Origin of the sequence: Blautia sp. MSJ-19, from assembly GCF_018918125.1 — a bacterium.
Taxonomy (GTDB): domain Bacteria; phylum Bacillota; class Clostridia; order Lachnospirales; family Lachnospiraceae; genus Blautia_A.
The window spans coordinates 123,016-149,998 of sequence record NZ_JAHLQA010000003.1; the positions used below are offsets into that span (position 1 = coordinate 123,016).

The 26,983-nt window shown below is 38.3% G+C and carries 24 protein-coding genes; 6 read left to right on the top strand and 18 right to left on the bottom strand.

What is annotated here, in order from left to right; translation table 11 throughout:
• Positions 1-279: 279 nt before the first annotated feature.
• The 6 genes from KQI91_RS16245 to KQI91_RS01355 form a co-directional block, all read right to left on the bottom strand.
• Complete coding sequence (locus KQI91_RS16245; RefSeq protein WP_334300687.1) at positions 280-399, bottom strand: hypothetical protein; 120 nt, start codon at positions 397-399, stop codon at positions 280-282.
• Between the two features lie 413 nt (positions 400-812).
• Positions 813-2,216, bottom strand: a complete 1,404-nt coding sequence (locus KQI91_RS01335; protein ID WP_216391083.1) for an ATP-dependent DNA helicase — start codon at positions 2,214-2,216, stop codon at positions 813-815.
• Between the two features lie 97 nt (positions 2,217-2,313).
• A complete protein-coding gene (locus KQI91_RS01340) occupies positions 2,314-3,189 on the bottom strand; it encodes a hypothetical protein (protein ID WP_216391084.1) in 876 nt (291 codons plus the stop codon).
• Between the two features lie 85 nt (positions 3,190-3,274).
• Positions 3,275-3,883 (bottom strand): hypothetical protein, encoded by a 609-nt coding sequence (locus tag KQI91_RS01345; RefSeq protein WP_216391085.1) that lies wholly within the window; start codon positions 3,881-3,883, stop codon positions 3,275-3,277.
• 926 nt (positions 3,884-4,809) lie between these two features.
• The gene (locus KQI91_RS01350) at positions 4,810-5,043 is read right to left on the bottom strand and encodes a helix-turn-helix domain-containing protein (protein ID WP_216391086.1); all 234 of its coding nucleotides are present in this window, start codon (positions 5,041-5,043) and stop codon (positions 4,810-4,812) included.
• Positions 5,044-5,142: 99 nt separating this feature from the next.
• Positions 5,143-5,364: a hypothetical protein gene (locus KQI91_RS01355; protein ID WP_216391087.1), complete on the bottom strand. Its 222-nt coding sequence runs from the start codon at positions 5,362-5,364 to the stop codon at positions 5,143-5,145.
• A 114-nt stretch (positions 5,365-5,478) separates the two neighbouring features.
• Here KQI91_RS01355 and KQI91_RS01360 point away from each other — a divergent pair, with 114 nt between their 5' ends.
• Complete coding sequence (locus tag KQI91_RS01360) at positions 5,479-5,685, top strand: type II toxin-antitoxin system HicB family antitoxin (RefSeq protein ID WP_216391088.1); 207 nt, start codon at positions 5,479-5,481, stop codon at positions 5,683-5,685.
• An 8-nt stretch (positions 5,686-5,693) separates the two neighbouring features.
• Here the strand turns inward: KQI91_RS01360 and KQI91_RS01365 are convergent, their stop codons facing one another.
• From KQI91_RS01365 to KQI91_RS01380, 4 genes are all read right to left on the bottom strand, one after another.
• Positions 5,694-5,921 (bottom strand): type II toxin-antitoxin system HicB family antitoxin, encoded by a 228-nt coding sequence (locus KQI91_RS01365; protein ID WP_216391089.1) that lies wholly within the window; start codon positions 5,919-5,921, stop codon positions 5,694-5,696.
• Positions 5,918-6,502, bottom strand: a complete 585-nt coding sequence (locus KQI91_RS01370; protein WP_216391090.1) for a recombinase family protein — start codon at positions 6,500-6,502, stop codon at positions 5,918-5,920. Before KQI91_RS01370 ends, KQI91_RS01365 begins: the two co-directional genes overlap by 4 nt.
• A 253-nt stretch (positions 6,503-6,755) precedes the next feature.
• A complete protein-coding gene (locus tag KQI91_RS01375; RefSeq protein WP_216391091.1) occupies positions 6,756-6,938 on the bottom strand; it encodes an antitoxin HicB in 183 nt (60 codons plus the stop codon).
• A complete protein-coding gene (locus KQI91_RS01380; protein ID WP_216391092.1) occupies positions 6,935-7,189 on the bottom strand; it encodes a hypothetical protein in 255 nt (84 codons plus the stop codon). Before KQI91_RS01380 ends, KQI91_RS01375 begins: the two co-directional genes overlap by 4 nt.
• A gap of 558 nt (positions 7,190-7,747) precedes the next feature.
• Here KQI91_RS01380 and KQI91_RS01385 point away from each other — a divergent pair.
• The 5 genes from KQI91_RS01385 (at position 7,748) to KQI91_RS01405 (ending at position 12,046) form a co-directional block, all read left to right on the top strand.
• On the top strand, positions 7,748-8,107 hold the full coding sequence (locus KQI91_RS01385) for a hypothetical protein (RefSeq protein ID WP_216391093.1): 360 nt from the start codon (positions 7,748-7,750) through the stop codon (positions 8,105-8,107).
• Between the two features lie 34 nt (positions 8,108-8,141).
• Entirely contained in the window at positions 8,142-8,540 is a 399-nt protein-coding gene (locus tag KQI91_RS01390) for a hypothetical protein (RefSeq protein WP_216391094.1), read from the top strand.
• Positions 8,527-8,967, top strand: a complete 441-nt coding sequence (locus KQI91_RS01395; protein ID WP_216391095.1) for a hypothetical protein — start codon at positions 8,527-8,529, stop codon at positions 8,965-8,967. The genes KQI91_RS01390 and KQI91_RS01395 overlap by 14 nt, the downstream gene beginning before the upstream one ends.
• A 4-nt stretch (positions 8,968-8,971) precedes the next feature.
• Positions 8,972-9,841 (top strand): hypothetical protein, encoded by an 870-nt coding sequence (locus KQI91_RS01400; RefSeq protein WP_216391096.1) that lies wholly within the window; start codon positions 8,972-8,974, stop codon positions 9,839-9,841.
• A 1,368-nt stretch (positions 9,842-11,209) separates the two neighbouring features.
• Entirely contained in the window at positions 11,210-12,046 is an 837-nt protein-coding gene (locus KQI91_RS01405; protein ID WP_216391097.1) for a hypothetical protein, read from the top strand.
• A gap of 373 nt (positions 12,047-12,419) precedes the next feature.
• Here KQI91_RS01405 and KQI91_RS01410 read toward each other — a convergent pair whose 3' ends face one another.
• The 8 genes from KQI91_RS01410 to KQI91_RS01445 all read right to left on the bottom strand — a co-directional run bounded on the left by KQI91_RS01410 (position 12,420) and on the right by KQI91_RS01445 (position 26,523).
• Entirely contained in the window at positions 12,420-13,367 is a 948-nt protein-coding gene (locus KQI91_RS01410; protein ID WP_216391098.1) for a helix-turn-helix domain-containing protein, read from the bottom strand.
• Between the two features lie 241 nt (positions 13,368-13,608).
• Positions 13,609-13,776 (bottom strand): hypothetical protein, encoded by a 168-nt coding sequence (locus tag KQI91_RS01415; protein WP_216391099.1) that lies wholly within the window; start codon positions 13,774-13,776, stop codon positions 13,609-13,611.
• A gap of 139 nt (positions 13,777-13,915) precedes the next feature.
• Positions 13,916-16,162 carry a DUF2298 domain-containing protein gene (locus tag KQI91_RS01420; protein ID WP_330654421.1) on the bottom strand — a complete coding sequence of 749 codons (2,247 nt, stop codon included), beginning with the start codon at positions 16,160-16,162 and terminating at the stop codon, positions 13,916-13,918.
• 28 nt (positions 16,163-16,190) lie between these two features.
• Entirely contained in the window at positions 16,191-17,363 is a 1,173-nt protein-coding gene (locus tag KQI91_RS01425; protein WP_216391100.1) for a hypothetical protein, read from the bottom strand.
• Complete coding sequence (locus KQI91_RS01430; RefSeq protein WP_253288311.1) at positions 17,360-18,049, bottom strand: RNA polymerase sigma factor; 690 nt, start codon at positions 18,047-18,049, stop codon at positions 17,360-17,362. Before KQI91_RS01430 ends, KQI91_RS01425 begins: the two co-directional genes overlap by 4 nt.
• A 252-nt stretch (positions 18,050-18,301) precedes the next feature.
• A complete protein-coding gene (locus tag KQI91_RS01435) occupies positions 18,302-19,114 on the bottom strand; it encodes a leucine-rich repeat domain-containing protein (protein WP_253288312.1) in 813 nt (270 codons plus the stop codon).
• A gap of 19 nt (positions 19,115-19,133) precedes the next feature.
• On the bottom strand, positions 19,134-24,314 hold the full coding sequence (locus tag KQI91_RS01440) for a DUF4430 domain-containing protein (protein ID WP_216391102.1): 5,181 nt from the start codon (positions 24,312-24,314) through the stop codon (positions 19,134-19,136).
• A 61-nt stretch (positions 24,315-24,375) separates the two neighbouring features.
• Positions 24,376-26,523, bottom strand: a complete 2,148-nt coding sequence (locus KQI91_RS01445) for a leucine-rich repeat protein (RefSeq protein ID WP_216391103.1) — start codon at positions 26,521-26,523, stop codon at positions 24,376-24,378.
• Between the last annotated feature and the right edge of the window lie 460 nt (positions 26,524-26,983).

The following is a 26,983-nucleotide window of genomic DNA, read 5'->3' on the forward strand; positions in this document are numbered from 1 at the left end:
TCCATTTATTTTTTTGAAATCTTCCTCAAGTTTGGGAAGATTTATATTATTTTGTCTATGGCCATGCCACCTTATCTCTCTTCCGTATTTCTTACGTAAATCGTGCTTCGTGCCATGCCTTCTTTTTTCAACCATCCACCTTTAACCAAATCCAGCAAGACTGCTCCTGCCCTTTATCCGGCACTTTATCGGCACTTTATCGGCACTTTATCGGCACTTTCCCGGCGTTTTAACGGCAGTGTTATAGTCATAGGTTAACAGTATCATCAACCTACCTAACTAGATATTGATACGCAAATCAACTTCGCCTCCAATAAACTCTGACTCCCTCAATCCGGCAGCTTTTACTTTCTCAATACTCCTTGGAATATCCCTGCCCCACTGTTCAATCAGATTCATATAGGAAAACACATGTGCAAACATTTCATTTCTGACTATAAATATTTATAAGTTTATTGTAACATGCAGCTTTTTAATCAACAACTAAATTTTTACAAATAAAAAAAGAAACGAGCACCCCGCCTAGGCAATAGCCGTACGGTAACAAACCCGTTTCTTTTCCTTAATTTTACTCTAGTCATATACTGATGTCAACACCATTTCTATTAATTTTTGTACAAATTGGAGCGAGATTCACGTTAATTTCTGGGAACGTATCCATAATTGAACCAACAACTTTAAATCCATACACACCTTATATCTATAAAACAAAAGCATAACTATTTCTAGGTCAGGAAATCTTCTTGATACACCCTTCCAAGAGTTTCTGAAATGCCGGATACTCTACCCACCCGAAATAATTATGCTTTTTATTATATTATCGAATACAAGCTCTCTCTCAAAATCTTAATCACTTCATCTGATAATGTCCGAATATACTGTTTTCGTATAGGCTCCATAAAGCGGATTCCCGCTACAGACTCTGCTCTTGAAACTGCCACATAAAACTGTCCAGAGTCCCAACATCGAGGATCAATGTTAACTTGACCAAATGTCTGTCCCTGAGACTTATGGATACTCATCGCCCATGCAATTTTAATTGGGAACTGTTTAAAGGATCCTACTATTTTTCTGACTATCTTTTTTACAGTAACAGTTTCACCATTTTCGCCTTTTTCTTCGCGTTCTTCTACATCCTGCCTTTCAATTTCTCGTTCATACCTGTATACATCTACCTTCTTTCCCTTATCTGTAAGAACTTGTATACAGGTTGCGTCTCCTCTTTCTTTGCTGATATCAATTATTGTGCCCATGGTGCCATTCACAAACTCGCCATTTGCATCATTTGCGGTGAGCATCACTTTAGCCCCAATATTTACTACCAGGGACTGTTTCGCAAAACTTATATTTTTAATATCCTCATAAGTCACATCGCCCTCAATAATCGCACAAAATTTCTTTTCTGTTTTTTCATCCAAAGCTCTCATGTGTGCCTGATTGATTTTATCTGCCTTCGCATTTGTTCCAACAAGATAAGGTGCTTCTTCAATCAGCTCACTGCTCTGATTGCTTTCCAGATAAGCAATCACATTCTGAAGATTCCTGCCATATTTTATGTCATTCAAAATCCCAAGAAATTCTGCATCTTTCTGTCGGCAAACTTCTTCCAACTTTACGCAATGAAACTTCATTTCTTTCCACACCTTTGAAAAAAATGCATATCCACGCTCGCATGTTTCCCCTTGTTCATATTCTGTTCCGTACATTTCCACCAAAATTTCTCGATCTTCTTTTTTTATAACTGGTGGAAGCTGGAAAAAATCACCTACAACAATAAGCTGTACAGCATTTTTCTTTTTTCCATTACATGAATATCCAGGTTCTAATCTTTTGTTATTCTCTGCAATTATATTTTTAGTTATTGCAGAAAACAAATCAAATCTGCACATGCCAATCTCATCAATAATTACAACATCCGCTTCCTGTAAGTAAGAAGATCGAAAGCCTGGAGCATCTTTGTACTTTTCAAATTCGATACCGAGTCCAAATGCCTTATGTACTGTTACGGCACCCATACCAATATTATCAGCTGCAACTCCTGTTGTCGCTGCGATCAGCACATTCTTTCCATCTTTTTCCAATGCCTTAACAGACTGTTGAATTACTGTTGTCTTTCCGGTTCCGGCATCACCAGTCAAGAATACATTAACTCCTGACAGAATCAGATCTACTGCCTGCTGCTGTTTTTTATTCAATTTTACTTTCTTTTTTTTCATCGCAACACCTTCTATCATAGATTCTCATATTCTTCTTGTTGTCTGAGGAGCCTCCTTTTGAATTGAGAAGCTCCCCAGTAATTTCAAAAAAGATTGTTTAAACAGCAATTAAATTTTCTCTTGGTGTTTCTGATAATATTGCACCAATAGTTTTTAAGCCAAATGAGTATGTCGGATGCATTTGTTCGCTTTTTTCTCTGATTGCATTCTTTACTTCAGGAGAAAATTTTCTGATTCTAAACAACATCAGACCGCAAACATCTCTAAGTACACAATATGCATATGCAGCTGCATCAAGTTCTGCCGGCTGTAAATAATACCGTTCAAACGGAAGATCTGTTCGATAATTTTTAAACAATTTTACTGAGTCATGTTCATGCTGATACACGTGTCGCATCTCATGTGCAAGTATCTCCATCACATAAAAGAACTTTTCTTCCTCTGTTCTACCTGCTATATTTTCTTCATACAATGATATTGTGAATGTATTCTTTCCACTCACATCATTCCACGCAATTCCGCCAGAATTCTTCAAAGTACTCGAAACATTATCCGGTACATGACGCGTTATCGTTAATACAGGACATTTAACTTGAAGTGATTTTGCAAGTTCTGAAATCGTCTCATAATACATTGTCATATCAGAAACATCCGTATACAATCCAAATCTCTCATCAACTACCCGCACATATTTGTGTGTTTTGTTTGAAATCTCAGACATAATAAGCTCAATGGTTTCCTCTTCGTCAAGTCGATCTGATACAACGATCATCCGAAATAAATCATTTTTTGATCTAATCCAAATGGAGTTTATTCCCAGTGGCAGACGCTGATTAGTCAAAATAACAGGACAACGCAAGTCAAGCATCATACACATTGCAGATACGCGTTCATAAATATAAGTCATATCAAGTACTTGACTTAAGTTAATGTTTATTGCCATAGTTATATTGTTCATTCTTTTTTCACTCATATTGCATCCTCCTACACTTTTGAACAGAATGTTTTTTCACCATCACCAGCTATGCTATGCCGGTGATGGTGCTTCCACGCTTTACTTAGTTATTCATAGTTAACGTTTCTACTGCAGAAACAATATTATTGTCATCAATTATGACCTTGATGCCCTTTGCTTCTTCAACCTGGACATAATAGCCTATGCATCTATATTCCTTTCCGTCATCCAGCGTAGCACAGCCTTCTACAGTATCTACTGCAGTTTCGCCCTTATCTTCCAGTGACAAAATTTTTCTCACTGCTAACTCATCATATGGTTTGCCAATCATGCTGCTTCTTAATATCTCGACCATCTGATCAGCAGTACAGATTTCTTTAATTTCAGTGATAATTCCTTTGCTGTTCACGATGATTCTGACTCTCCATCCATCTTCATTACAGTTTAAATAAATGTAATGATACGCTGTATCATGCTCACATTCATCCGCATACCGGCCTTCGATAAGCGTAAAAGCTTCATCAGTAACTGTTGTTTCTTCTACTGTACAAATTGTGTCGTAGGTGCTGATATTAATATGGCGACTGTCGATTGTTCTACTTTCCTTCATATGCACAAAATCTGCAACTTTGCTCATATTGTACTCAGTGTTTAAAAGGGACATTAAAGTTGATTCAGTTGCATTTGGGGTTACATTGCTTGTAGTATTCATTGTTATTCCTCCTGTGGGATATGTTGATTGAATGTTTATAAGTTCCTTGTCCGGACTTGCTCTTAATCGATTGCTAGCATATTACCACGCTTTTCATTTTTAGTCAATATGCATATTTTCTTCTTTTTTATTCGCATTATTTTATACATATTGCACACAAATTAATATGTCATTTTTGGCAACACTTTAGCAAATTTTTATTAGAACAAAAATCCAGAAATATTAATTGTAGCCTTTGATTTTTAAGTTTTTCTTATTATCATTGCGTGTACCTTTTACCGAATTCATATCGGTCCTTTCATAAGATATTTGGATCCTTAGATTGTTTTATTAAGAAATTTCCCACTTTTTTATCCTCTATTTTTATTCTGTTTAGGATATCAGGGACTGAATTTCTTTTTTATCTACCTTCTAAGAAACCATTGATTTTAAATCTCATATTTAATATGTAAGATTTTGGGGATCTTGGCTGGTTTTTATAAGAAATCTCCCGTTTTTTATCCTCTGCTTTTTATTCTGTTTAGGATCTCAGGAACTGGATTTCTTTTTATCTACCTTCCAAGAAACCATTGGTTTTTAATCTCATATTCAATATGTAAGATTTTTTTCACCCTAGCTGGTTTTTATAAGAAATCTCCCATTTTTTATCCTCTACTTTTGATTCTTTTTAAGATATCAGGAACTGGATTTCTTTTTATCTACCTTCCAAGAAACCATTGGTTTTTAATCTCATATTTAATATGTAAGATTTTTTTCACTCTGGCTGGTTTTTATAAGAAATCTCTGATTTTTTTCTTATTTTTTATTACCTTCCAAATAAATTTGAACAAAAAAATAGTGTTGAGCCTTAAAGCTCAACACCTGACTATTTACACTCTGAGACTTCAGGGACTTAATCTGAAGTCTCTTTTATTTCTTCATAAAATTTATTCCTGTTCCGGTGGAACATACTCTAACAGATCCTCTACCTTGCAATCTAATGCACAACACAAACGTGCCAAAACTGCTGTATCAAGTCTGGTAACTTCTCCATTGCAATACTGATTAAGCTGTGTGCGTTTCATCTCTGCTCTATGTGCAAACCTATTCTTGCTTATCCCCTGCTGCTCTATCAGTTCATTTAATTTTATTCTTACAGTTCCATAATCAATATCTCTCATCAAAAGCCTCCTCTGCTTCAATAATAACTTCCATTTCCAAAATAAATTTTATAATTAAAGGCCCGGTGATTTCTACCAGGCCTTCAACGCATTTATCTTCTATTCTGTTTTTCTTCTGTATAATTCATTCCAATATTTCTTTTTTCTTTCCCTTGCTTCCGCTGCTTTTAATTTATCTACGGTTTTCAGCTTTACCGACTCTGCCCTATACTTTGTATATAATATGTACAAATAACTGATTGGAATTTTATCAACAGCCTTATTTTTCATTGACATTGCTCTTTTGAACATACTATCTGTGCAATTTTTGTAATCCACCATATAACTTTCCTCCCACTCTTATTCAAGCCTCTCTTATCCATTCTATATACCCTTTTATTTAATGATGTGTTATACTGAAACAAATTACACTTATTATATAGAAGGTTTTATTTTATGAATTACTCGGTTATTCTCAAATACTCATCCACTGACAAATGTTATATCGTTTCTGTTCCTGATCTCCCCGGCTGCATGGCTGATGGAAAAACGCCTAATGAAGCCTATGAAAATGCAAAACTCGTAATCAAAGAATGGATTGATACTGCATGTGCAGCAGGACGCGAAATTCCAACTCCCACCTTCGGTCAGGACAATTTTTAAGGGACAGATCATCTATTTCTGTCCCTTTCCTGCATTAATTCATTTTCCAACATAGCTTCCAGCCAACACTTCTTTGCGTCTTCAATCATATCATGAATGTCTTCCCATTTCTCACAACAGGTCACACATCCAGGCAGGTCTGGAATTGCTATTGTATAACCTCCCTCAACCGGATCCTTACTGATAGAGATCGAATGCTCTTTCTTCCTATAATAATAGAAGAAATCTTTTATCATAACTTCAGTTCTCCTTTTTTATACTTCGCCGCTAATCTATAGAACGTTGTACGTTTTATACCAGTCAGATTCATTGCAGCAACCGCTGTTATCTCACCGTTTGTCCATCTGCACATTACTTCCTGGTAATTCTCCGGTATCTTAAAACTTGGTCGTCCATAGTTTTCCCAGGCAGAAGTATGTTTCAATGCCTCTATTCCCTGTCTCTGCTTTTCTTTTTTGAGCAACTTTTTCTGGTTTTCCATAGAAGATATTCCTTCTATCAAAATGCTCAAGGACATTCCAAAGGCCCACTCCTGTCCTTTCGGAAAATCAACTAATGTGGTCGGCATGTCTAATATTTTCAATCGAATCTTATGATCTTTAAAATACTGTAGCTCTGCTACTATACCCTCGTTCTCATCACTTAAATGATTTAGCGATGGAACGATTAAGATGTCTTCTGATTGCAGCAGTGTACTTCTCAAAATTTGATATTCGGAATGTCCCTTATCTTTATCAATAACTATCTCCTGCTCTGCTGCCCCAAGCTCATGGAACATCTCCATCTGCCAATCCAGGCTCTGCCCTATATCTGCCACACTTGCATAGTAATAAGTTCTGTATTCAGTTGTAGTATGTACATTCGTTAGTGCCTTTACATTAGTACTTATAGAGCCTCCTAAAAAACATATTCAGAAATGACTTCGCTCCCGCAGACATCCATAAATAGTTCAATCAGACATTTATGAACGTTCCAATATGTATTACGAGACATTTCCGGTAATATTCGAAAAAGTAGACTTTTACGAACATTATCTGTATTATAAAAGCAGCCTTTTAGCCGCCCTATAATTACGAAATCCAAATTATATAATCATTCACAGCCGTGTGAAAATCTGCTTCCAGCTCCTGGAGATTATTTCCATCATAGCCTACCACCGCAGTAACATTTTGAATCTGTCCGTAGTAATACTTTCCTTCCGGGTCGTAATTTACATCACCGACATATCCTTTATACTGCAATTGCCTATTCATAGAATTGCCTCCAGAGGATAACCGCATTCGTCAAAGCTATCTGTTGTAATACATAATTTCTGTATCTGTTTTGTGGACTGCCTTGAAATGCCTCTTCCTACTATATTATGTAATGCTTGAATCATTGCCCTATGTGCCAGTTCTTCACCTATATTCAGATGCTCCTGCAGACTTCCTTCTTCCTTAATACAGTAACTGATAATTCTGTTTTCTATCAGTTCGCTTAAATACATAATGTCCTGCTCTCTCATTCAACTGCCTTCTTTCTTAAGAAATAATCAAACTTACAGGCTGTCCTAAATGATTATTCTCAGCTCCAAACGCCTCCAAGGGGTGGAAAGTATGGAAGGCATTTGGGCTAAGAATTTTAAAATGTGGAACTAGTATCTACCAGTTCCTGAGCGAATAGTTTATCAGATCTGATAGCACATATTATAAACATATGTTCTGCTATATTCTATTGACGCATTCTACAAAATTGTCTTCTGGAAAATCGCCCAAACCCCTGAACAGTATCTTGACATTTTCATGCAATCCGTTCTTTTCCATATACACATATATTTCTTTGTATCACATAGACAATTTCTCCATAATTCTTTACCCCCATATTTGAACACTATATACAAATTCCCAAAATCCATTTTTTAGTCAATATGCACAAAAATCCAAATATAAAAAAATTATGTTCCAAAATGTATCCCTAAAATACAAAGTGCTGAAAATGCTCAAATTCATTATAAACACTGCATTTTCAAATACTTTTGTGATACCATTTTCTTACAAATCAAGAAAGAGAGGTTTTGTACAAAATGACGAAACGTATTAATTACCCTGAACATCCAGGCCCAACTTTTGAAGAGCCAACTTATGAAGATCCGGTATACCAGAAAGATAATGCCGACTTGCTGGTAGCTATATATGACTATTGCTGCCGCCGAAATTACTCTGTAGAGTTACAGGAATATATTAACAAGACAATTGCACTTCTGACAGCAAAAGCCCCCAACTATCCCTACGTAGAAAGCCTTATCATGAATGTCGTCAGTGCTGTTGATATGTTCGCTTTCTGGGAAGGTTTCAAAGCATGCCGGGACATTCTTTCCGGTAATGTTTTCCAACAGATTTTTGAATGTCTGGACGATGAAGACGACGATGATGACTATGAATGATGCATATGCCAAACTAAAAGGGGGTGTGATAAGAATGACTGATAGTGAAAAAGCTGCTTACCTCCGCGGCCGGCGTGATAAAGCACGTGAAGTGATTCAGGATATATATTGCAATCATGGTGGCAGCAGTCATCCTGTTTATGATTTTTTTCAGGATTCGGAAATCGGATATGAAGAAATCATCGGCTGGAAACTAGAGGCCAAAAGATTTTGTGAACAGAAAATAATAGAAAAGTATGCCAAAGGCACTGCACTCCATCTTTTGCGTGACGGTATGGATGCATCAGTTGTTCAAGCAAATATAAAAAAATGGTACGATATAGATTTGTCCGCCTCCTCTCTGAAATACCTGATAGGACAGATAGAAATAGAAAATCATTTTGCCCAAATTGCCGATGCAATAGAAAGAAGGCCTGGAAATGGGAAAGCATAAAGCATATCAAACTATTAATCCTGTAGATCTCGCAAGAATTTCTCAGGAATTAATTGCCAAAAACAAAACTGCATACAAGCATCTTGCTGCTGGTATCCCTATTCAACAGATTCTGGACGAAATCATCCCTCAGCTACTCAGGCTGTATAAAGGACATGTCGTTGAAATTGTTCAGTTTGAATCTGACTTATCTTATATCAACTTGGCTGTATTATTTGATGATTCTTACACGAAGGAAATGCATCAGGCCAAAATGGGAAAAATTTACAAAACGATAAATTCCCTAAACGATAAATACGGACCTGCTACTATCACTGTGATCAATTGCTGTTATCGCGATGTGAAAGATCCCCAAAAGAACAGTTCTTATATTTATAAAGCATGCAATGGCACAGTAATCTGGGAAAAAGAAAAGGAGGAAAAATAAGGAAATGACAGAAGTAAATAAACAGGAGCCTCTTATAAGACAAGCCCGCCGCAAAATAGCTGAACTTTTCCCTGATGATTACAGTGTCTATGAAAAATGGGAACAATATAAGGAAATTTATGCTTCTGCTTATCGCACTGCTCCAAACAGCATAGACAAAATTATTGAGTACTGGTCTGGCACAATGTCTCCTTACGATCATGGTGTACATCATTCTGAGCTGGTCTTTCCCCTTAATGTACTCAACAATACTATCGCTACCGGCTACAGTAAGCAGCACCTATACGATATCGTTCGGATCATAGCTCCTCCTCAAAGTTACGCTATCGTATATTTGCTGTGGCAATGCAATCCTCTATCCGATGAAGAACGCTTAAAACGTGCCAAAAAGGATTTTCTGGAACGTGGCTATACCGATGAAGATACAGATATTGTCAGAGATTATGATATTAATCTGGAAACGCTTCAGGAGTGGAGAAATGATGAGCCGGAACGTCCATTATCTCACCGCATGTTTGGTGCCAATCCCACTATTAATGCCGGCACCTTACAATACCTCAGAAAAAATTTTCCAGACAAAATAGATGCTTACGAGACTATTTCCAAAGGAATTGATTTATACATTCAGGCTTATCATGATGCCTTAGAGCATGTTGTCGATCAATGGTTTCTTCTTTGTGGCAAAGAATATGTACAAGAAAAATTACTGGAACTTAACAAATTATTCCAGAACCAAACTCCACCAGAAAAGATCCTATCTGAATTTCTTCCAGATATAAAAGCTTCTGCCTATAATGTTTTCAAATTACTGATAGATACTTACGCTGAGGAAAAAGATTATCAAGCATCTCTCATAAATGACTCTATAAACTGATTTAAAATATTATAATGTATTCTCCCTCCCCAAAATCAGCCAGGCTACCCCACCTGGCTGATTTTTATTTTTCTTACTGTCCGATGCAGCCCGTAGTTCTTCAATTTTCTTCCTAGCACTTATATTTCTCCCTTTGACAACCACACATTATTTTCAAGCAATATAATGTGTGGTTGTCAAAAAACATAAAGCTTTATCCTGCACTTGCCTGCATTTTGCAGACAGGTGTCTTCACTTTCATATCTATACCGCAAATTTTCTTGAGGAACTTTCAAATATCTCCCAGCCTTCGGAAACAAGGCTGGATATCTTATCCCTTCAAATATAACTATTCTGTTTTTTCAATTTATTCATCAAAATCCACCTATATCATCTCAAAACCTACCATTTTCGCATAAAAAGCATTTTTACTTTTAGCAGACACAGCTTTCCAGCCTCTTTACAACGCATTTTACAAAAACATACAATATCACCGCAAAACCCTATAATATCGTTGCAAAACCTAGCAATATCGCCCCAAAATCGATTTTTGCATGATTTCTTTAATATTTATATTCAGATCATCTTCCATCTTTTCCGCTTTCTCCATTTCAGCTATAACATATATAATCTTATCGTTTTCATGTTATGTCGATCTTGGCATAATCAATTTCTTATTATGTCATCTACGACATAATGAATTTTCTATTATGTCACTTACGACATTATGGATTTCTTATTATGCCACTTATAGCATTATGGATTTTTTATCATGTCACTTATGACATAATGGTCTTTTTATTATGCCACTTGCGACATAATAAGCCTCATATTGTATTACTCACAGCATGATTCACTTTGTTTTATAAAATTTGCAAACATATTTAATTCTATAATTATTATGCCTTTTACAGGATAATTTGGATTCGTTGCCTTTCCTATGATTTACCTTGAACATAGATCTCTTTATATAATAAAATGATCTTTATTCCAAAAGAAAAAACTATTAAATATTTACTTTTATGAATATGGTTTCCTCTTAAAAGTTGACATCAACTTTTATCAAAAATTTTCCCATTTTCGCATCAAAACCGCCTAAAAACACACTATAAAACACTCTTTTAAAAACTTTTATCTTTAAAAGTATCAACTATTATCTGAAAAGGGTAACTTTTTTTCTGGAAAAACAAGTCGGTTTCCTTAGAGGCGCGCAACTTTTACTGTCTTAAAAGTTGATGTTTAAAAGTTGACAATATACGATTTTTACAAAAAATCTTGTTCCAAAATCTATCCCTAAAATGCAAAACAGAGAATTGCTTTTTGCTTGTCTGATTCTGCTATATTTGTTGTATTTATGGTGTTATGCTGTATCTACAGGAGGATTGAAAAATGACTGATGAAATAAGAAAAAAAGCGATTGAAAAATCAAGAGAACTTTATCCGGAAGAAACCGAAATTTTTGAACGTTGGGAGAAACGCATAGAAATCTATAATGCCGGTTTCTGGAGCATCCCATATAATTTTAATGAAATCATAGAATTCTGGAACACAGAAGATCCTTTTACACGTAAGCAGCGTCGAAAGACTCTTTACAGCTGCATAACATTATTAAATGATTTCCTTACCTACGGTCACTGCCACAAATGGATTATGTATGTTATGGAAATGGTATTCAGTCCAGAAATTTATGCCGTAATACAACTTCTCTTAGCAGCCGATGAACGTACGGAAGAAGAACGCCTTAATGCTGCTAAAAAGCATTATCAGTCCGCTAAATTTGGACGTATTGATAAATCTACTGCTGAATCTTATGGTGTTGATGCAGATACACTTAAAGAATGGTCAAACGGACTTCCTAAATCAATTTCTGAAGAAGAAATATCCGTTCCCACCACTAAAACAGAAATAAAAACTGAGAAAATAATCAAAAAATATCGTCCTGATGAATACGATGCCTACACATTGATCAAACAAAATTTAGAACTTTATGATGCCGGATGCAAGGCCGCAGTTAAGAAATGCGTAAAACAATATATCAAATGGGGTGAACAATTTCATTTACTTGAGAATTTAAGACAGTTCAATAAGCTTGTAAAATCAAACCTGGGAAATGACTATATAAAGGAGCATTTTCTTCCCTCTGTTCCGCCAGAGATAAAATCACTGTTTGAAATGTTTTTAAAGTGTATTCCTGACAAAATTGAAGAATCCGAAGAATCGGATTGATTTGTTCTATTGCAGTTGTATTTATATCCTGCTATAATTAACAACATGGGTGCTACCATAACGGTAGGCGGTTAGTCCTTCAACAGAGGGACTGTGACCCTCTGATTACATAGAAACCTGTAGGGGAATCCATTGGAAAGGAGGGCTAAGCCAATGAGTATTGTGGACTTTATTGCAGTTGTGAGCTTCGGCATTACCTGCTTTTGTGCTGGATACACATTCGGCAAGGATAATAATAAGACACAAAAATAACCGCCCTGTCTGCAAACTAAGCGGTTACTTTTGTAATCAATAAATATGTGGACTAACCGTCTATCGGTAGCACCCTTTTCTATAATCATATTAGCACGCATTTGTGAAAATGTCAAAAATTTTATTCGTCCTCTTGACCCCTAATCTCCCTGATCACCCCTGCTGCCTTCTCTGCATCATCGGTTTTTACGAATATATCCACACCATATACTCCAAATCCAGGCGCCCCATGCATCGCAACATTCGCACCTGATTCCTGCGAAAAAGCTACAATTCCATTTTGCTTTAACATTTCCATGATTTGTTCTGTCTCTACTATATTTTGTGCATTGTAAATCTTAATATATTCCATCTTAGATAATGAAGCCGCTTTTTCATCCTGGTCATTTGCTGGCCTTTGATTCTTTTTCTGATTGATAAATGCCAAGATTCTAAGAATAATAAATGCCACAATAGTAATGCCAATCAAAAACTCCAATGCTAATCGTGTTATCTGTGTTTCTGTAGCTCCCATTCTTAACAAACATACACCATAGATGGCAGAAAAAATTCCTGCACATATCACACTGGTAAGAAAATCTCTCCATATGGTAGCACTTTTGGGCAGACATTTATCCCATATTCCATTGTATACCATAATAGCTGCATACAGGATTCCTCCTGCTAAAACGCTTATTGTTTCTCCTAAAACAAAGCGAATATCCACTGTCAATAGCATCTGAATAATAATTGCCGCAACACCAATCATAAACATTGATGCAAATGCAAGATTTCCAGCTTTTAATGCTTTTCGTTTCGCCCATTCTTCATACACTGCAACTTTGTCCAGAGTTTCTTTCATCTCTTTATTCATGGTCTGGCTCCTTTCTCCATCCAGGAGCTCTCTCATTTCAACATCATAATACTCAGCAAGTTCAACAAGTATACTGAGATCCGGCAGATTTGTTCCTGTTTCCCATCTGGAAACTGTTCTTGCGGATACTCCAAACTTTTCAGCAAGCTGCTCTTGTGTTAGATTTTTTTCCTTACGACATTGTTTTAAAAAAGCTCCAATCTTTTTCGTGTCCATGCTCCTACCTCTCTTTCACTTACAGCTTACCAACATGCTCCCAAATTACCACGACATAAAACGAGAATCCACTACTTTTCAACCAGACATTGTATGTCTAAAACATTTTAACGTTATTTTGTCTTCAAAAACCTTTTAAGCTTTTGTCTTATTTTACCATAGCCCATTCTAAAGTACCATTCTATATTCGCCCATATAAAGAAGGATGACGTACCAATACGCCATCCCCTCTGTTTCTGTCTTACTGGTCTATTTCATATAATTCTTCAACATAAATATTTCCGTCAGGCAGCTCCTCTGTTTTCTGTGAAATCAAAGTGCCTTTTTGTGAGTATGCATATGCCACCGATGATCCCACAAGTAAAACTCCCAAAGCACTAAGTACTATAATCTTTACCTTATGTTTCATATGATTAAGCTCCTTTCATTTTCTGCATGGCTGATGAACAATAGTGTATAACCTCCTTTGCTAAAATTTGCCATCTATATAATTAATCGTATTTTTTCACATAAGGTAACACATTTTACAAAATTTTATCTTTTTTATATCAATCAACCATCGCCCCATCAGAAACTTCAATTATCATCGTCTCACCCTGTCGAAAAACAACTTTTCCCAGCGAAGTTAAGAATTCACTATTGATCTCTCCATACTTCTCAACTTCACAACTTCCGATGAATAAATAGGAGATCTTGTACTTTTCTATCAAGGATTTTATTTGCTCAGCGTTGCTTGAAGTGTATATGGTCTGCACATCTTCTTTTCGTTGATTTTCCTCTTCCAGATTATTTCTCCATAACCATTCATGCACATACCAGCCTAAAACCGTTGGCAGTCCTGTCATTGCCGAAACACGGTTATCATAATCCTTATAACTATCACCACTGGCTTCAAGAACAACAGGTTGTCCATTGACATTAGCATTCAGCCAGCGGATTCCAGCGGCATCATCCGGAATAGCATTTTCCAAATAGTTTGTTGCGTTTAGTGTCTGGTATGCACTTCTTTTCGGGAATCCTCCAAACCAATGAATGATTGCATTTTCCAGGTATCCGCAAGTTGAAATCAAAAGCAGGATTGCAATGATCCCTGTCAGGGCCTGACGTTTTGGACACCTCAGCAGCCCTTTGCATATTACAGTATTGTCAGCACCATTACATCTTTTTATCCTGGTTACTGTAAACGAAACCAGGATATATGCCATCATAATTCCAAACATGATATATGCCTGATAAGTCAGCTTGAACATGGTATTGGCTCTTGGGGCTGTTTTTTCATAAATGTCCCGTACATAAACAATTTCAGGAATAAAGATCAGTCCCATAGCACAAAGTACAAGAACCAGCCCATACAAATCAAGATACTTTACATTACTAAAAAAGCTTCGAATTTTTTTATCTGGAAATGTTCGTATTTTTTTCAGAACTCCAATAACAAATGGCGTGCAAACCAGAAGCGGAAATGCCCATAATACACAGAACTGGTAAAAAGCAGTATGTATTTTTACTACTCCGATTCCCTGAACCATCACATTTTGAAAAGTCAAATGAAACGGAAGTGATGCAAGGAAAGCAACCGCCAGCAGTTCCCCCCACTGTATCACACTCCATTTCAATGCTGAACTTATAAAAGAATCAGAAGAATAACGTTTCAGATTTCCGAAAAGCAATGCTCCGCAACTCACAACGTAATAAATCATAAAATCCCAGGTATTAGAAAAAAGGAACATTCCCAGAAGCAGTCCGAGAAATCCGATTTCTCTCTGTCTCCAGCTTTTTCCTGAATTTGTCTTCATCCATGAATATAGGATTCCCAGTACCGTCAGAACCAGAAAGACATTTATTACATGAGCATGAAGATCTCCCAGTACAAACGAATAAGATGGAAACTCATGGATCGTCTCATCCCCGGTTACAGCCGGATCGAAACCAATATAACGGGTAGAGCTTGGAAACCAGTAATCTGTTTTTATCTTCAGCAGTCTGAGGATGATCCCATAAATAATATAGTGGAGATTTCCGCTCATGGATACCGCCATCCCTGCCAAAATGCCTCCCATATCTAACACCCATTTTTTGCCAGATCCTAATCTATCCTCCAGCATCTGTCGTACCAGACTAAAAGGAAGAATAAAAGCAAAAGCAGCGACCATAGTTCTCATCAGATTATAAGTGATCTCCACACTTGTCCCGGTTAGCTTTGTAAGGAATACGGCAAGATACTGTCCACCATAATAATAATTAAAAGGCTTTCCAGCATACCACATATCCTGGGCTGGTAAGGTTGTACTTCTCATCATGGACTGCATAAAACCAAAATCCATATATTTTTCCGTTCCATGAGCCGCCGGATGAAAACCAGCCAGATATGTCCAGAAAAGAAATACCAGAAAAAACAGAATTTCTTCCCGGTAAACCAGGGTTGTCTGTTCCCAGGGAAGCGAATCCGTAATTTTGTTCTTACATTTGATTCCATACAAAACACTTCCCAGACAACAAATAACCGTGATGATAACACAGGTCGTTCCTGTAAATGGAGTAATTTTCAGACAGGCCAACAGCCATTGCACATATCCGCAGGCAGCGACTGCAAGTACCTTGGAAAACATCCAGCCATTATCCTCAAAGCCCATGAATATCCTGGATGTCACTGGCATAAATACCAGCCCTAGCAGGAATAACATTTCCCACCAGGTCAGAAATGTAAAAAAATCAGAACCAAGGAGCCAGTAAGCAGCACTTACTAATAAAACAGCTGGTGCAAGCTTTATCAAATAATTTCGTTTTATCTTCACGTCTGTACCCTTCCCTTTCCTGTGTTTATTATTCCTGATTTAAAATACCATTTTCTTCAAGGACCCCTGTAAATATGGAATACGCTCCCTTTACTTCACAGTTACTGGAAATTTCACCTTCATATTCGACAACTACAAGATCCCCTGCTTTGATTTCCCCACTCTCAATCCATCTCCCTACTTTTATATTATCTGTATATACTTTATATTTCTTTCCAGCTTTTGTTTTCCTGCATAAAATAGTGTCATCAACCATAATGTATCCATTTCCAATTTCTATAACAGTTCCGGATATGGTTGGCCGACTGGTACTGGACTTTGTTTCCGTGGAATGCTTTTGTACATAGCCGATGATCTGTCCTGCTACCTCCTTTCCAATGAAATAACTGTATTCATAATCAAAAATATTAGTAGCAAAGTAACCATCCTCAAAAATGTAGATCACTCGATTATAGACACCCAATGCTTCAGAAGTTGCCGTAAAAGCCAGATATCTTCGATTCTCTCTTTCAAAGAAATCACTTGTATCATCAAGCTTTGCATCTCCACAGCCAGAAAGGATCTGCCAGATCTTTTTACCCTTATCCAGCAAAAGCTCCTCTTTCTCTTCATAATCTTCACATTTTGTCACATAGTTTAACTCTATGTTTTGAGAAAGCTCATAAAGTTCCAGTAACTTACCTAACGTATCTGGAGCCTCTTCCTCAGTTGCATAAACATAAAATCCATTCTCATTGCCTACGGCAATCATCAATTCCTCTGATATGCCCTTAATCTTCCGCACCTCATATGTTTCCGTGTATGTCTTTCCTGTATCAGAATCAACTCCTTCTGCCACACAGGAACCGATCACCTCCCCCATTACATCTGTATGAATAGAATTCTGGCTTTTCGCAGTAAACTGTTTTCCATTAAATTTAACAACAGGATACTTTTCAACAAGAGTTTTGTATTTCCATGGCCATTCTATGGATCGTTCTTTTTCAGAAACATGATATTTATATTTACTTTCAGCTATCGCAGCAGTCCGTAAAAAATGTGGAACAAGAATACCTGCAATCATAACCAGTGCCAAACAAGCGGCAACCGGAATCCATTTAATCATAAGATTATGCCTTTTCCTCGGCGGATCTTCCAATGCTGCCGTGATAAGGTCATCATCAATATAACCGATAGCATTTACAATTCTTGGTATATTCATATGTAGATTCCCTCCTCGATCAGATATTTTTTTAATTTATTTCTGGTGCGGGCCAGCATATTCGTTACTTTGCGTTCAGTAAAACCATATTTTTCTGCAATAGCCCTGTTCGATTCAAAGTAAAAATATTTTAAAACAAACACCCTCTGCACATCTTCTTTTTGTTTACGTAGAAAAATACTGATCAGTTTTCCAATCTCTTCATCGTTCCTTCCAGGAGCATACCTTTCATCCGGCAGTACCTCTGTAAGTTCATCCAATGCTATAACCATATCAGTCGACCTCTTTTTAGCTGTCAGATGCCTTACTCTATCTATAGAAGTACTTCTGACAATTCTGGAAATATAAACTTTAAATTTAGCAGGCCTTGTCGGTGGAATTCTATTCCAAACTTCTAAATAAGTGGTATTCACACACTCTTCCGAATCCTGGTGATTATTCAGGACATTATAGGCAAGTTTACGACAGAGTTTTCCATATTTTATATCCGTTTCCTTGATCGCCTGCTCATTCCTTTCAAAATAAAGTTCTATAATTTTTATATCGTCTATGATGTTCACCTCCTCAAAAATATTCTCAATTATAAAGTCGTCTTTTTTTGATGATCGTCTCAAAAAATTTATATTTTTTTGAATTATAGCATAAAAAAGGAGCATATCATCCCGACAGCCCCTTCTATTCTCCATAAATTATTTGATTTGCGTTGTCTTTCCATCTGCATCTACTATATAGATAGTTGTTGGCGGTACGGAAAGTTCAGAGCCACCCAGATACAAATGTGAGCCATCATTTTGTTCCTCCTTGTTTTGTATTTCGAAAGAAAATTTTCCTCATACTATATATCGTAAAAAATCCCGGATGGTAACAAAAAAATTAAAATTTTTCATTTAAGCATACAAAAACCGGGACTCTTTCGAATCCCGGCTCTGTCTCATATACTATTCTGGTATATATTCTGTTTTCAGGTCATTCTCCTGGCAGTAAGCGTCTACCCTGCTTCCTTTCCGGCAGCGGACCGTGCAACCTTTGTTTACGATTCCGGGGCCGATTTCTTCCGGGTCATGGTGGATCTCCAGGTATTCCAGCCGGTTGCAGCCGTGGAACACGCCTTCCCCAATCTTCCGCACGCTTTGGGGAATGGATACACTTTTCAGTCCATTGCACTTGAAAAATGCCTTGTCTCCTAATTCCTGCAGGCCTTCCGGCAGCTTAAGTTCTTCCAGCTTGCAGAAATAAAATGCTTCCTCTCCAATCCGGAGGAGTGTCTCAGAAAACTGAACACATTTTAATTCCTTACACTTATAAAAAGCTCTCCTGCCTATGGATTCCACCTTTTCCGGAAGTGTCAGTTCTTTCAGCTTCACACAGCCTTCAAAAGCTTCTTCCGGAATCTCTGTGCATCTGGAACCGGATGCAAAGCTTACTGTTTTCAAGTTGTTACAGCCTTTATAGCACTGTTCCCCGATTTTCTGCACCGAAGCCGGAAACCTTACCTGTGGGAGCGTGCAGTTTTCCGCAAATGCCCCCGCCCGGATCTCTGTAAGTGTATTCGGTAACGCAACTTCTTTACGTATATGGCAGCCATAAAAGGCTTCTTTTCCAATGATTTTACAGCCAAGTGGAAGCCATATCCCTTTCATCTTTCCATTATTTTTGAAACAGTCGTCACCGATCGAATTATACCTTTCCGGGATCGTCTGTATCAGTTCATTTTTATGCTGATCCGCCATCAGCTTTGTATAAGTCCGCATATCAAATGTCCGCATATCTTTATCTTACTTTTACTTTGACCACGTAAGATTTTCTACCAGATCTTACTGTGATCTTAACTGTTCCTTTCTTCTTTGCTGTGATGACACCTTTACTGGTGACTGCCGCTATCTTTTTATTGGAAGACGTGTAGGTCGCTTTCTCCTGAGAAGTCAGTGGACTGATCACTGGTTTAAGTGTCAGTTTCTGACCTTTTTTCAGAGTTACATTCTTTTTGAGACCGCTGATCTTCGTAGTCTTTACCTTTGCAGTCTGGACTTTTACTTTCAGAGTCGCTTTCTTTCCGCTCTTTAAGGTAATGGTGATCTTTGCCGTTCCTGTTTTAGCTCCGGCTTTGATCTTTCCGTTCTTATCAACGGTCACGATCTTTTTGTTGCTGGAAACCCAGGACTTTATGGAATCTCCATATGCCATGGAAACTTTTACTTTCGTAGTGGTCTGTTTCCGCTGCAGGGTAATGGAAGATACGTTCAGTTTTATGGTCGCCTTTAATTTGCTTCCATAATTCCGTGTCTGTTTTTTACCGCAGAGGGAACAGGTTCCTTCCTGCTTCGCCGGACGGAATACCGTAGCTTTTGCCGTAGTTTTCCAGGTGTATTTATGCGTATGTGCGATTACAGGAATGGTTTCCGTCTTTTCGTATCCGCAGACCTGACAGGTATATCTCATCAGACCGGTCGTCTTATAAGTGGCAGCCTTGATCTGCTTTCCTTTTCCGTAGGAATGCTTCTGGTAGCCACCCTTTTTCGTGTTATCCGTGATGTCACATTTTCCATACATGGCAACACACTCATGCCAGTGAGCGTTCTTGTCAGATGTCCATTTGCTGTCCCATACATGGTCATGCTCCAGGGTATAATCATCTGTATAATGGAAAATGATCTCATCTCCATCCTCCAGATACTGCTCTTTCACGCCAAGATCCGGATGGATTCCATTTAAGGTATACATCCAGCCGGAGTTCTGTCCATTGGAAAATTCTGCAAGCTCCTGACCATCCTTCGTGATTCCGGCAATGTAGGTCTCATCCCTTAATGTGCGGCAGCTCATTCCATTCTTGGCGAGCACTTCTTTTAAGAGTTCCAGGACATTGGCATTTCCATCGATCGTATAATCTTTTGCTGCGATCCAGGTATCCAGATTTCCTTTCCGCAGGGTGTGTTCCTGATTCTCCTTTGCGCTGCCATGAACAGAATCTCCGAGAAGCGTAAAGCTTACCGTGATCGTACCGGCATCTTTTTTCAATACCCTGACGGTCAGTTCCACGAATGCTTCCTTATAGGAAATTTTCAGCTTCTGTTCCCCGCGTTTATCCTTGTTATATCCCTCTATGGTAAGGTCTGTCCACGAAAGCTCCTGTCTGGTTCCATCGCTGATGACAGCAACTGCTTTCATGCCGGTAAGGTCAAGGTCTTCCCCAAGATAAAACTCAGTGCGGTAATCCCCGGTAAGTTCCAGGGAATCCACGTAAGTACGAAGGCCTTCTGTCGAAAACAGCTTCCCAATGTCTGCACCCAGAGGGTCATCGGTACGGTTGTATCCTTTCTGCCATCCGCACCCCTCAACTGTCGGGCAGGCAGTCGTCTCTTTTTCCGTGCTGAAATAGGTTGCCCCGCTTGCAGTTTCATGCGTCGTGCAGCTGGTATCAATATACTTTACAAATCCGATTGCTTTGTCTGCGCCGCAGTCCTTGGAATAATAGTTATTAGTAATAACATCGATCCGGTTCAGACTGTCATAAAATCCAATGATGCCTCCAACATAAGAAGGATTCTGACTGGTTGCCTTCACCTTTCCGGTAAAGGAATTGTTTTTGAAAGTATAAACGCAGTTATCCCAGGTCTGTGCCACATAGAGATCCGCACCCAGGATGCCTCCGACTTTGTCCGAGCCGGTAACGGTTCCTTCAGAAACACAGCTGTTGATGGTAATCTTACAGCCATTTGGAGCTGAAGAATCATCATAACCGCCTCCCGCAATGCCGCCTGCCAGTTCGCCTGAAGCTTCCACTGTGCCGTAGAATTTACAACCGATCACGGAACAGTTTCCCATGGCATTGTCACGGGTTCCGATGATTCCACCAACATACCTGGTTCCATAAACGGTGGCATAACTTACACAGTTTTCCACGGTACCCTGCATACGGCCGGCGATGGCACCGATTTCATTCATATCTTTGTCATATCCAATGACAACATCCTTTTCAATGGTACAATTCCGTACTGTTGCCTCAAAGGAAGAAGAACATCCGGCATAAGGACTCATGGTCTTGTTTGCTCCCAGAAGTCCTGCCTTTAAGGTGCTGGATCCACTTTTCAAAGTAACATTGTCAATCTCAACAGCCGTTCCGGAGAGTCCAACACCTTCAAAGTTGTTGACCAGTCCATATCCGGCAATCTTTGTTCCATAGATATTCAGGTTTCTGATCCTGGTATTCCGCACATATCCGAACAGCGGAAGACCACCTTCCAGGATAGTCACTGTATGGTTGTTTCCATCAAAGATACCGCTGAATACATTCAGATTAGCACCGTTCTGCAGATCTTTCTTTCCATCTTTTGTCACACCAATAGGCTTCCAGCTATTCGGCAGCGTAATATCTTCTGCAAGCTGGAAATACATGTCTTCAAAAGAGAATCCCTCATTGTTCACCTTATCACGCAGGGCTTCTATATCAGAAGTTGTCTTAATAAGATACGGAGAGCTTTCCGTCCCTTTGCCTTCCCATGGAAGCGGTGCCTCGGTAACGGTAACACACGCTGCATCGGAATATACAAATTCGCTATTTATCGTTTTATTTTGTTTCTTCGTATATGCCTTTAACTGATATCTGATCCTGCAATAATAATAAGTCTTTCCTGCTTCCTGTATATCTGGCGCATAGGAAGACTCTGTTGCCCCTGGAACCATATTTCCATCGGTTGTATTCTCTTCTGTATTTTTATACCATTGATATTTTGCGTTAACATCTGGCTGGTTTATATCTGAAAGTTCTACGGATAATTTTTCATCTAATGGCACTCCTTTAACACCAGTTATATCCACCGGCTGCTTTATAATTTGCGGAGCCGCTAAAGTTAATGGATATACTCTGACACTGTATAGTTCACTTTCCGTAGTATATTTTTTCCCATCTATTTCATAAGAAACAATGCATTTATAATAATTGTAATAATGCGGTTCACTGGTTGCTATCTGATAAGATGCATTTGTGGCTCCATCTATTTTTTCAAATTCTTCAAAGGTGTCTCCCTGATACCACTGGTATGAAAGCTTTCCCTCATCTGCCCGAAGCACTGCAGGTTGTATTACGAAAGCATCTGCTTCTTCCCCTTGCATGATTCCATAATCACCTGGCTCCTGCCCCTGATAGGAAAGAACCGGTGTATAATCAATATTCCCAGGGGTAATAATAAGCGTATATTTCGTAGCTTCAAAGATATATTTTTCATCATTTTCAGGTAATGTAATATATACTTTATATTCACTATACTGCTTCCAGTCCGGAACAAATCTTAGAGTTCCTCTGCCCGTATTAGTAAGTTCCACACCATCTATGGATATCAGTTCTGGATTTTCAGAAAGATAGCCCCACTCAGAAGCACGTCCGCCAATGTCAATATATCCTGTGTTTTGCGGAACAGAAATTTCAAGTTGCTGATCATCTAAGATATCCTTTAAATTGCAGTCATTCTCATGCCCCCACGAATCCTTCACTGTCAATTCGCTGAGATGTGCTTTATAAGAAATCGGAATCTGTACAGCCTGTATCACACTGCCGTCCTGACGTACTTCAAGTTTGACCGAAAGGATAGCTTTATAACTGTATTTTACACTGGTGTTCTTTAAAAATGTAAAAGATCCTTCCTGCAGTTTAACCCGGCATACAGTTTCATCTGAAGGATTTGTGTATGCTGCATAGATCGAACAATTTTCCGGAATGGACTCTTTTTTATTTACGCTCAGATAAATATTTCCATGACTCAGTTCTGACGGAAGCATAAACATACTTTTCCCATCCGGAGCATCCATTTGATACTCTTTCTGGGTATCACCATCTGTAACCTTTAAGTTTACACGATCAATATAATCCCCTGTCTGATCTGTTGCGGAAACGACCGTGATGTTTATATATGCAGCCGAAATTGCAGTCGCCATAGATCCATCTGATGTTTCCACCAGTTTTTCTGCCGTGATAAAATATGGCGTATCTCTTGCTTCCAGAGAAGGAAGCGTAACTTTTCCAGATTCATCTGTAATCAGACCATCCTGTTTCACACCATCTATATAGATAGATGCCCCGCTGCATTCTGAAAATGTGGTCCCATTTACATTACTTTGGCGCAAATGCAATTCTGCATGCTCATCCTGTGTGATCGTTTCTTCTGTTTCTGTAAAAAAAGCCAGTCTGTCCTGATTTTTTCGCTGCTCAATATAAAAATTCAGACTGTCCCCATCGACAACGCTCTGTGTGAGTGATTCCTGATAATTTTTACAATCATTGTTTCGTGCATACCGGATGCCAGGAACTGAACTTCTGTCATATCCCCAGAGTTTATAAATTAAGCCATCAAAATTTCCCGTTCCATCTTCATGGAAATCATACCCAGCTTCTGCCCCACCTGGGTAATACAAGTCATGTGCTGCTTTCAAAGCATCATCCATGGTATAGGATGACTGACCAGTCAAGGTCACGGTGCGCCCTGCCATTGGATTTCCGTCTTTATCATTAAGAAATTTTCCATCTTTGCTGATGCTGACAGTTACCTGTATTTCTTCTTTTGCAGTATCCTCTTCAGACTGGTCTGTTCCATCACTGAACAGAGCAGTACTTCCATCCGTAAATTCATCTTCACTTGTAAGTTCACTTACGCTAGATTCTTCCATATCAAGGTCAGAACTGGTATCAGTTTCCTCTTCTACATCAGACGAATCTTCCACCGGAATTTCTTCCTCGATATCAATCTGGTCTTGCGAATCTGACGATTCTTCTACATCGGTTTGATCACCTGATGAATCGCTTTCTTCTGAAATATCCTGCTCATCTGTAAAATTTTCTTCAGATGAATATGGCGTATTATCCACCCATTCTTCCGCCAAGACATTTACAGGAAGCTGTAATACAAGAAGAAAAACAAGCAGCCATCCAGCTATCCTTTTCCACAACTTTGTTTTTTTCATTTTGTCATTCCTTTAAAAAAAGCTCCTCTTCCTCACGGAAGAAGAGCTTTCCAACTTTTAATTATTTTACCTTGACAGTTACTTTAACAGATTTAGATCCGGATTTTACTGTTATTTTTACAGTACCTTTTTTCTTTCCGGTTACAACGCCCTTGGAAGAAACGGTTGCAATCTTTTTGTTGGAACTTGTATAAGTAACTTTCTGACTGGATGTGAATGGAGTTACAACTGGTTTCAGTGTCACTCTCTTTCCTTTCTGAACAGTTACATTTTTGGATACTGTAATTTTTGAGGTTTTTACTGCTGCTGTCTGAACTTTTACCTTAACAGTCTTTTTCAGTCCACTGGCAAGGGTAATCTGCAATTTCGCAGTTCCACTCTTTTTACCAGTAATCTTGCAGGTTCCATTTGACTTGCCGCTTACTGTGAAGATCTTGCTGTTGGAAGATTTCCAGGATTTTACAGAATCACCTTTTGCAAGTCCGGTAACTTTAAGTCCGGAAGTAGACTGTTTTACTTTTAAGGTTACAGTAGAAGCATTAAGAGTTGCTTTCGGTGCAAGCTTTTTGCCTACATTTCTGGTTTCACTCTTATTGCATGCAGAGCATTTTCTGGTCTGAACTTCTGGTTTAAATACTGTAGCTGCTGTTGTTCTTTTCCAGTTGCTCCACTTATGGCCTGTTGCCTTGATTGTTTCAGTCTTTGTTTCGTTGCATCTGCTACAGGTATAAGTAAGCGTACCATCTGCTGTACAGGTTGCTTTCTTTGTTACCTTGGAAACAAAATCATGTCCAAGTGCCGGAATCTCCTGCACATCTTCTTTTGCATCACAGACTGTACAATGTTTACTCTTCTCACCAGTTTCTGTGCAGGTAGCTTCCTTATCTACCACATAATCCTCTGACCATGTATGTCCGGTTGCAGGGATTACATTCTCATCAGTTGGATAGGAATAATGCTCACCGCATACTTCACAAACGCCTACTTCTTTCCAACCATCTTCTGTACAAGTAGCGGCCTTTGCTTCCACTGTATCAGCTTTGCAGTGAACTACTGCTGTATCTGGAAGATCAGCCTTTTTGGAAACTGTTCCCCACTCTTCAGCAGTTCCTGGATAGCATATTGATTTTAAATTTTCACAGGCAAGGGCTGAACGTCCCATAGTAATATCTTTATTGTTAAAAGCAATCTGCGTTAAGCCGGCTCCCTCAAATGCGCTTGCTTTTAATACTTTGACATTAGAAAAATCAAAAGTTGTTAAAGATGCACAACCTTCAAAAGCAGAAAAAATCACATTTTCTACCCCTGTTATATTACAAGAAGTTAAGGCACTGCAACGTAAAAAAGTACTATCTGGTATTTCTGCAATTGGTTTTTCACACTGAAATGACACAAGATTTTGACATCCCATAAAAGAATACTCACCCCAATTTGAAATTCCTTTTACAGTCACATTTTTTAAAGATGTACAATTATTGAAAGCATTTTCACCTATTTCGACCTGTTCTTTGTCAAATACGGCCTGCTCTATGCCCGTTTCTTTTAATCCTCTAATCTCCACGCATTCTATCTGATTCAAATTTATTTCTTTCAGATTTGAATCTTTTTCAAACGCAGAATCACCTATAGTTGTAACTGTAGATGATAATTTGACGGTTTTCAGATTTGGATAATCGCCCAATTTATTATTAAAATTGAACGCTCCAATTCGTGTAATTCCCTCGCCTATTTCTACTGTTTCAACTTCTTTTGTCTTATCTTTTAAAGCTAAGGCCCATTGTGCAGTGCTGCCTGACTGATTATTATCTGGTAACGCTGCTGTTCCAGAGCATTTAAAATATAATGTTTTATTACTTTCATCATATTTGAAGGAAATGCTGGACTCTTTTTCCAACGTTGTCCAACCGTCAGCAGTTGTTTCACCAGTGTCTACAGTTGAACCATTTTCGCTTCCATCATTGAAATCTTCTGCATCAAAATCACTTGAAAATTGTGAAATTTCTGAATTTTCTTCTTCATCTACATTCATTTCAGAATCATTTTCCAAGGATAAGAAAACTTCCGTTTCAGTGCTAACTGGCTGTTCTGACAGCATATCTTCTGAGACTTCCTCTACAACTTGGGTTTCATCCGAAGAAGCCATTACCGGACTTACCGCCGTAAATGTCATTGTAAGACTTAAGAGAAGCGCTAAATATTTTCTTTTCATTTTACCCCCACTTTCTTAATTTTAATAGTTTAAAACAAACTGAGACTATGCGTCCGTCCGCGTTCTGCCCATAGTCTTATCCAAAGATTCTCTCTTTGAATAACTCTACGAAATCACATCCAAATTTAACCACAAAAAACAGAGCCTCTCAAATCCATAAGAGTCTCTGTCCTCTAAAGCGTGTTAAATTTACCGACTTAAAACAATTAAAATCATTTCTTACGGCTATAAAAATAGTTCCGGAATCACACCGGATCGTATCAAACTGTTCCATTACCGAATCAGACCACGCCTGGTTATTCTATTTTGACGTTCATTCGCTGACTTCAGTATATTACCCGGGGGGGGTATGTCAAGGGCTTTTTACAATTTTGCCCATCATTTTTTTCGATTTGTTGCTGTTCACTCCGTTCACAGTAACTTCGATTTTTCTCACTACAATTAGATTTCCCCTAAAATA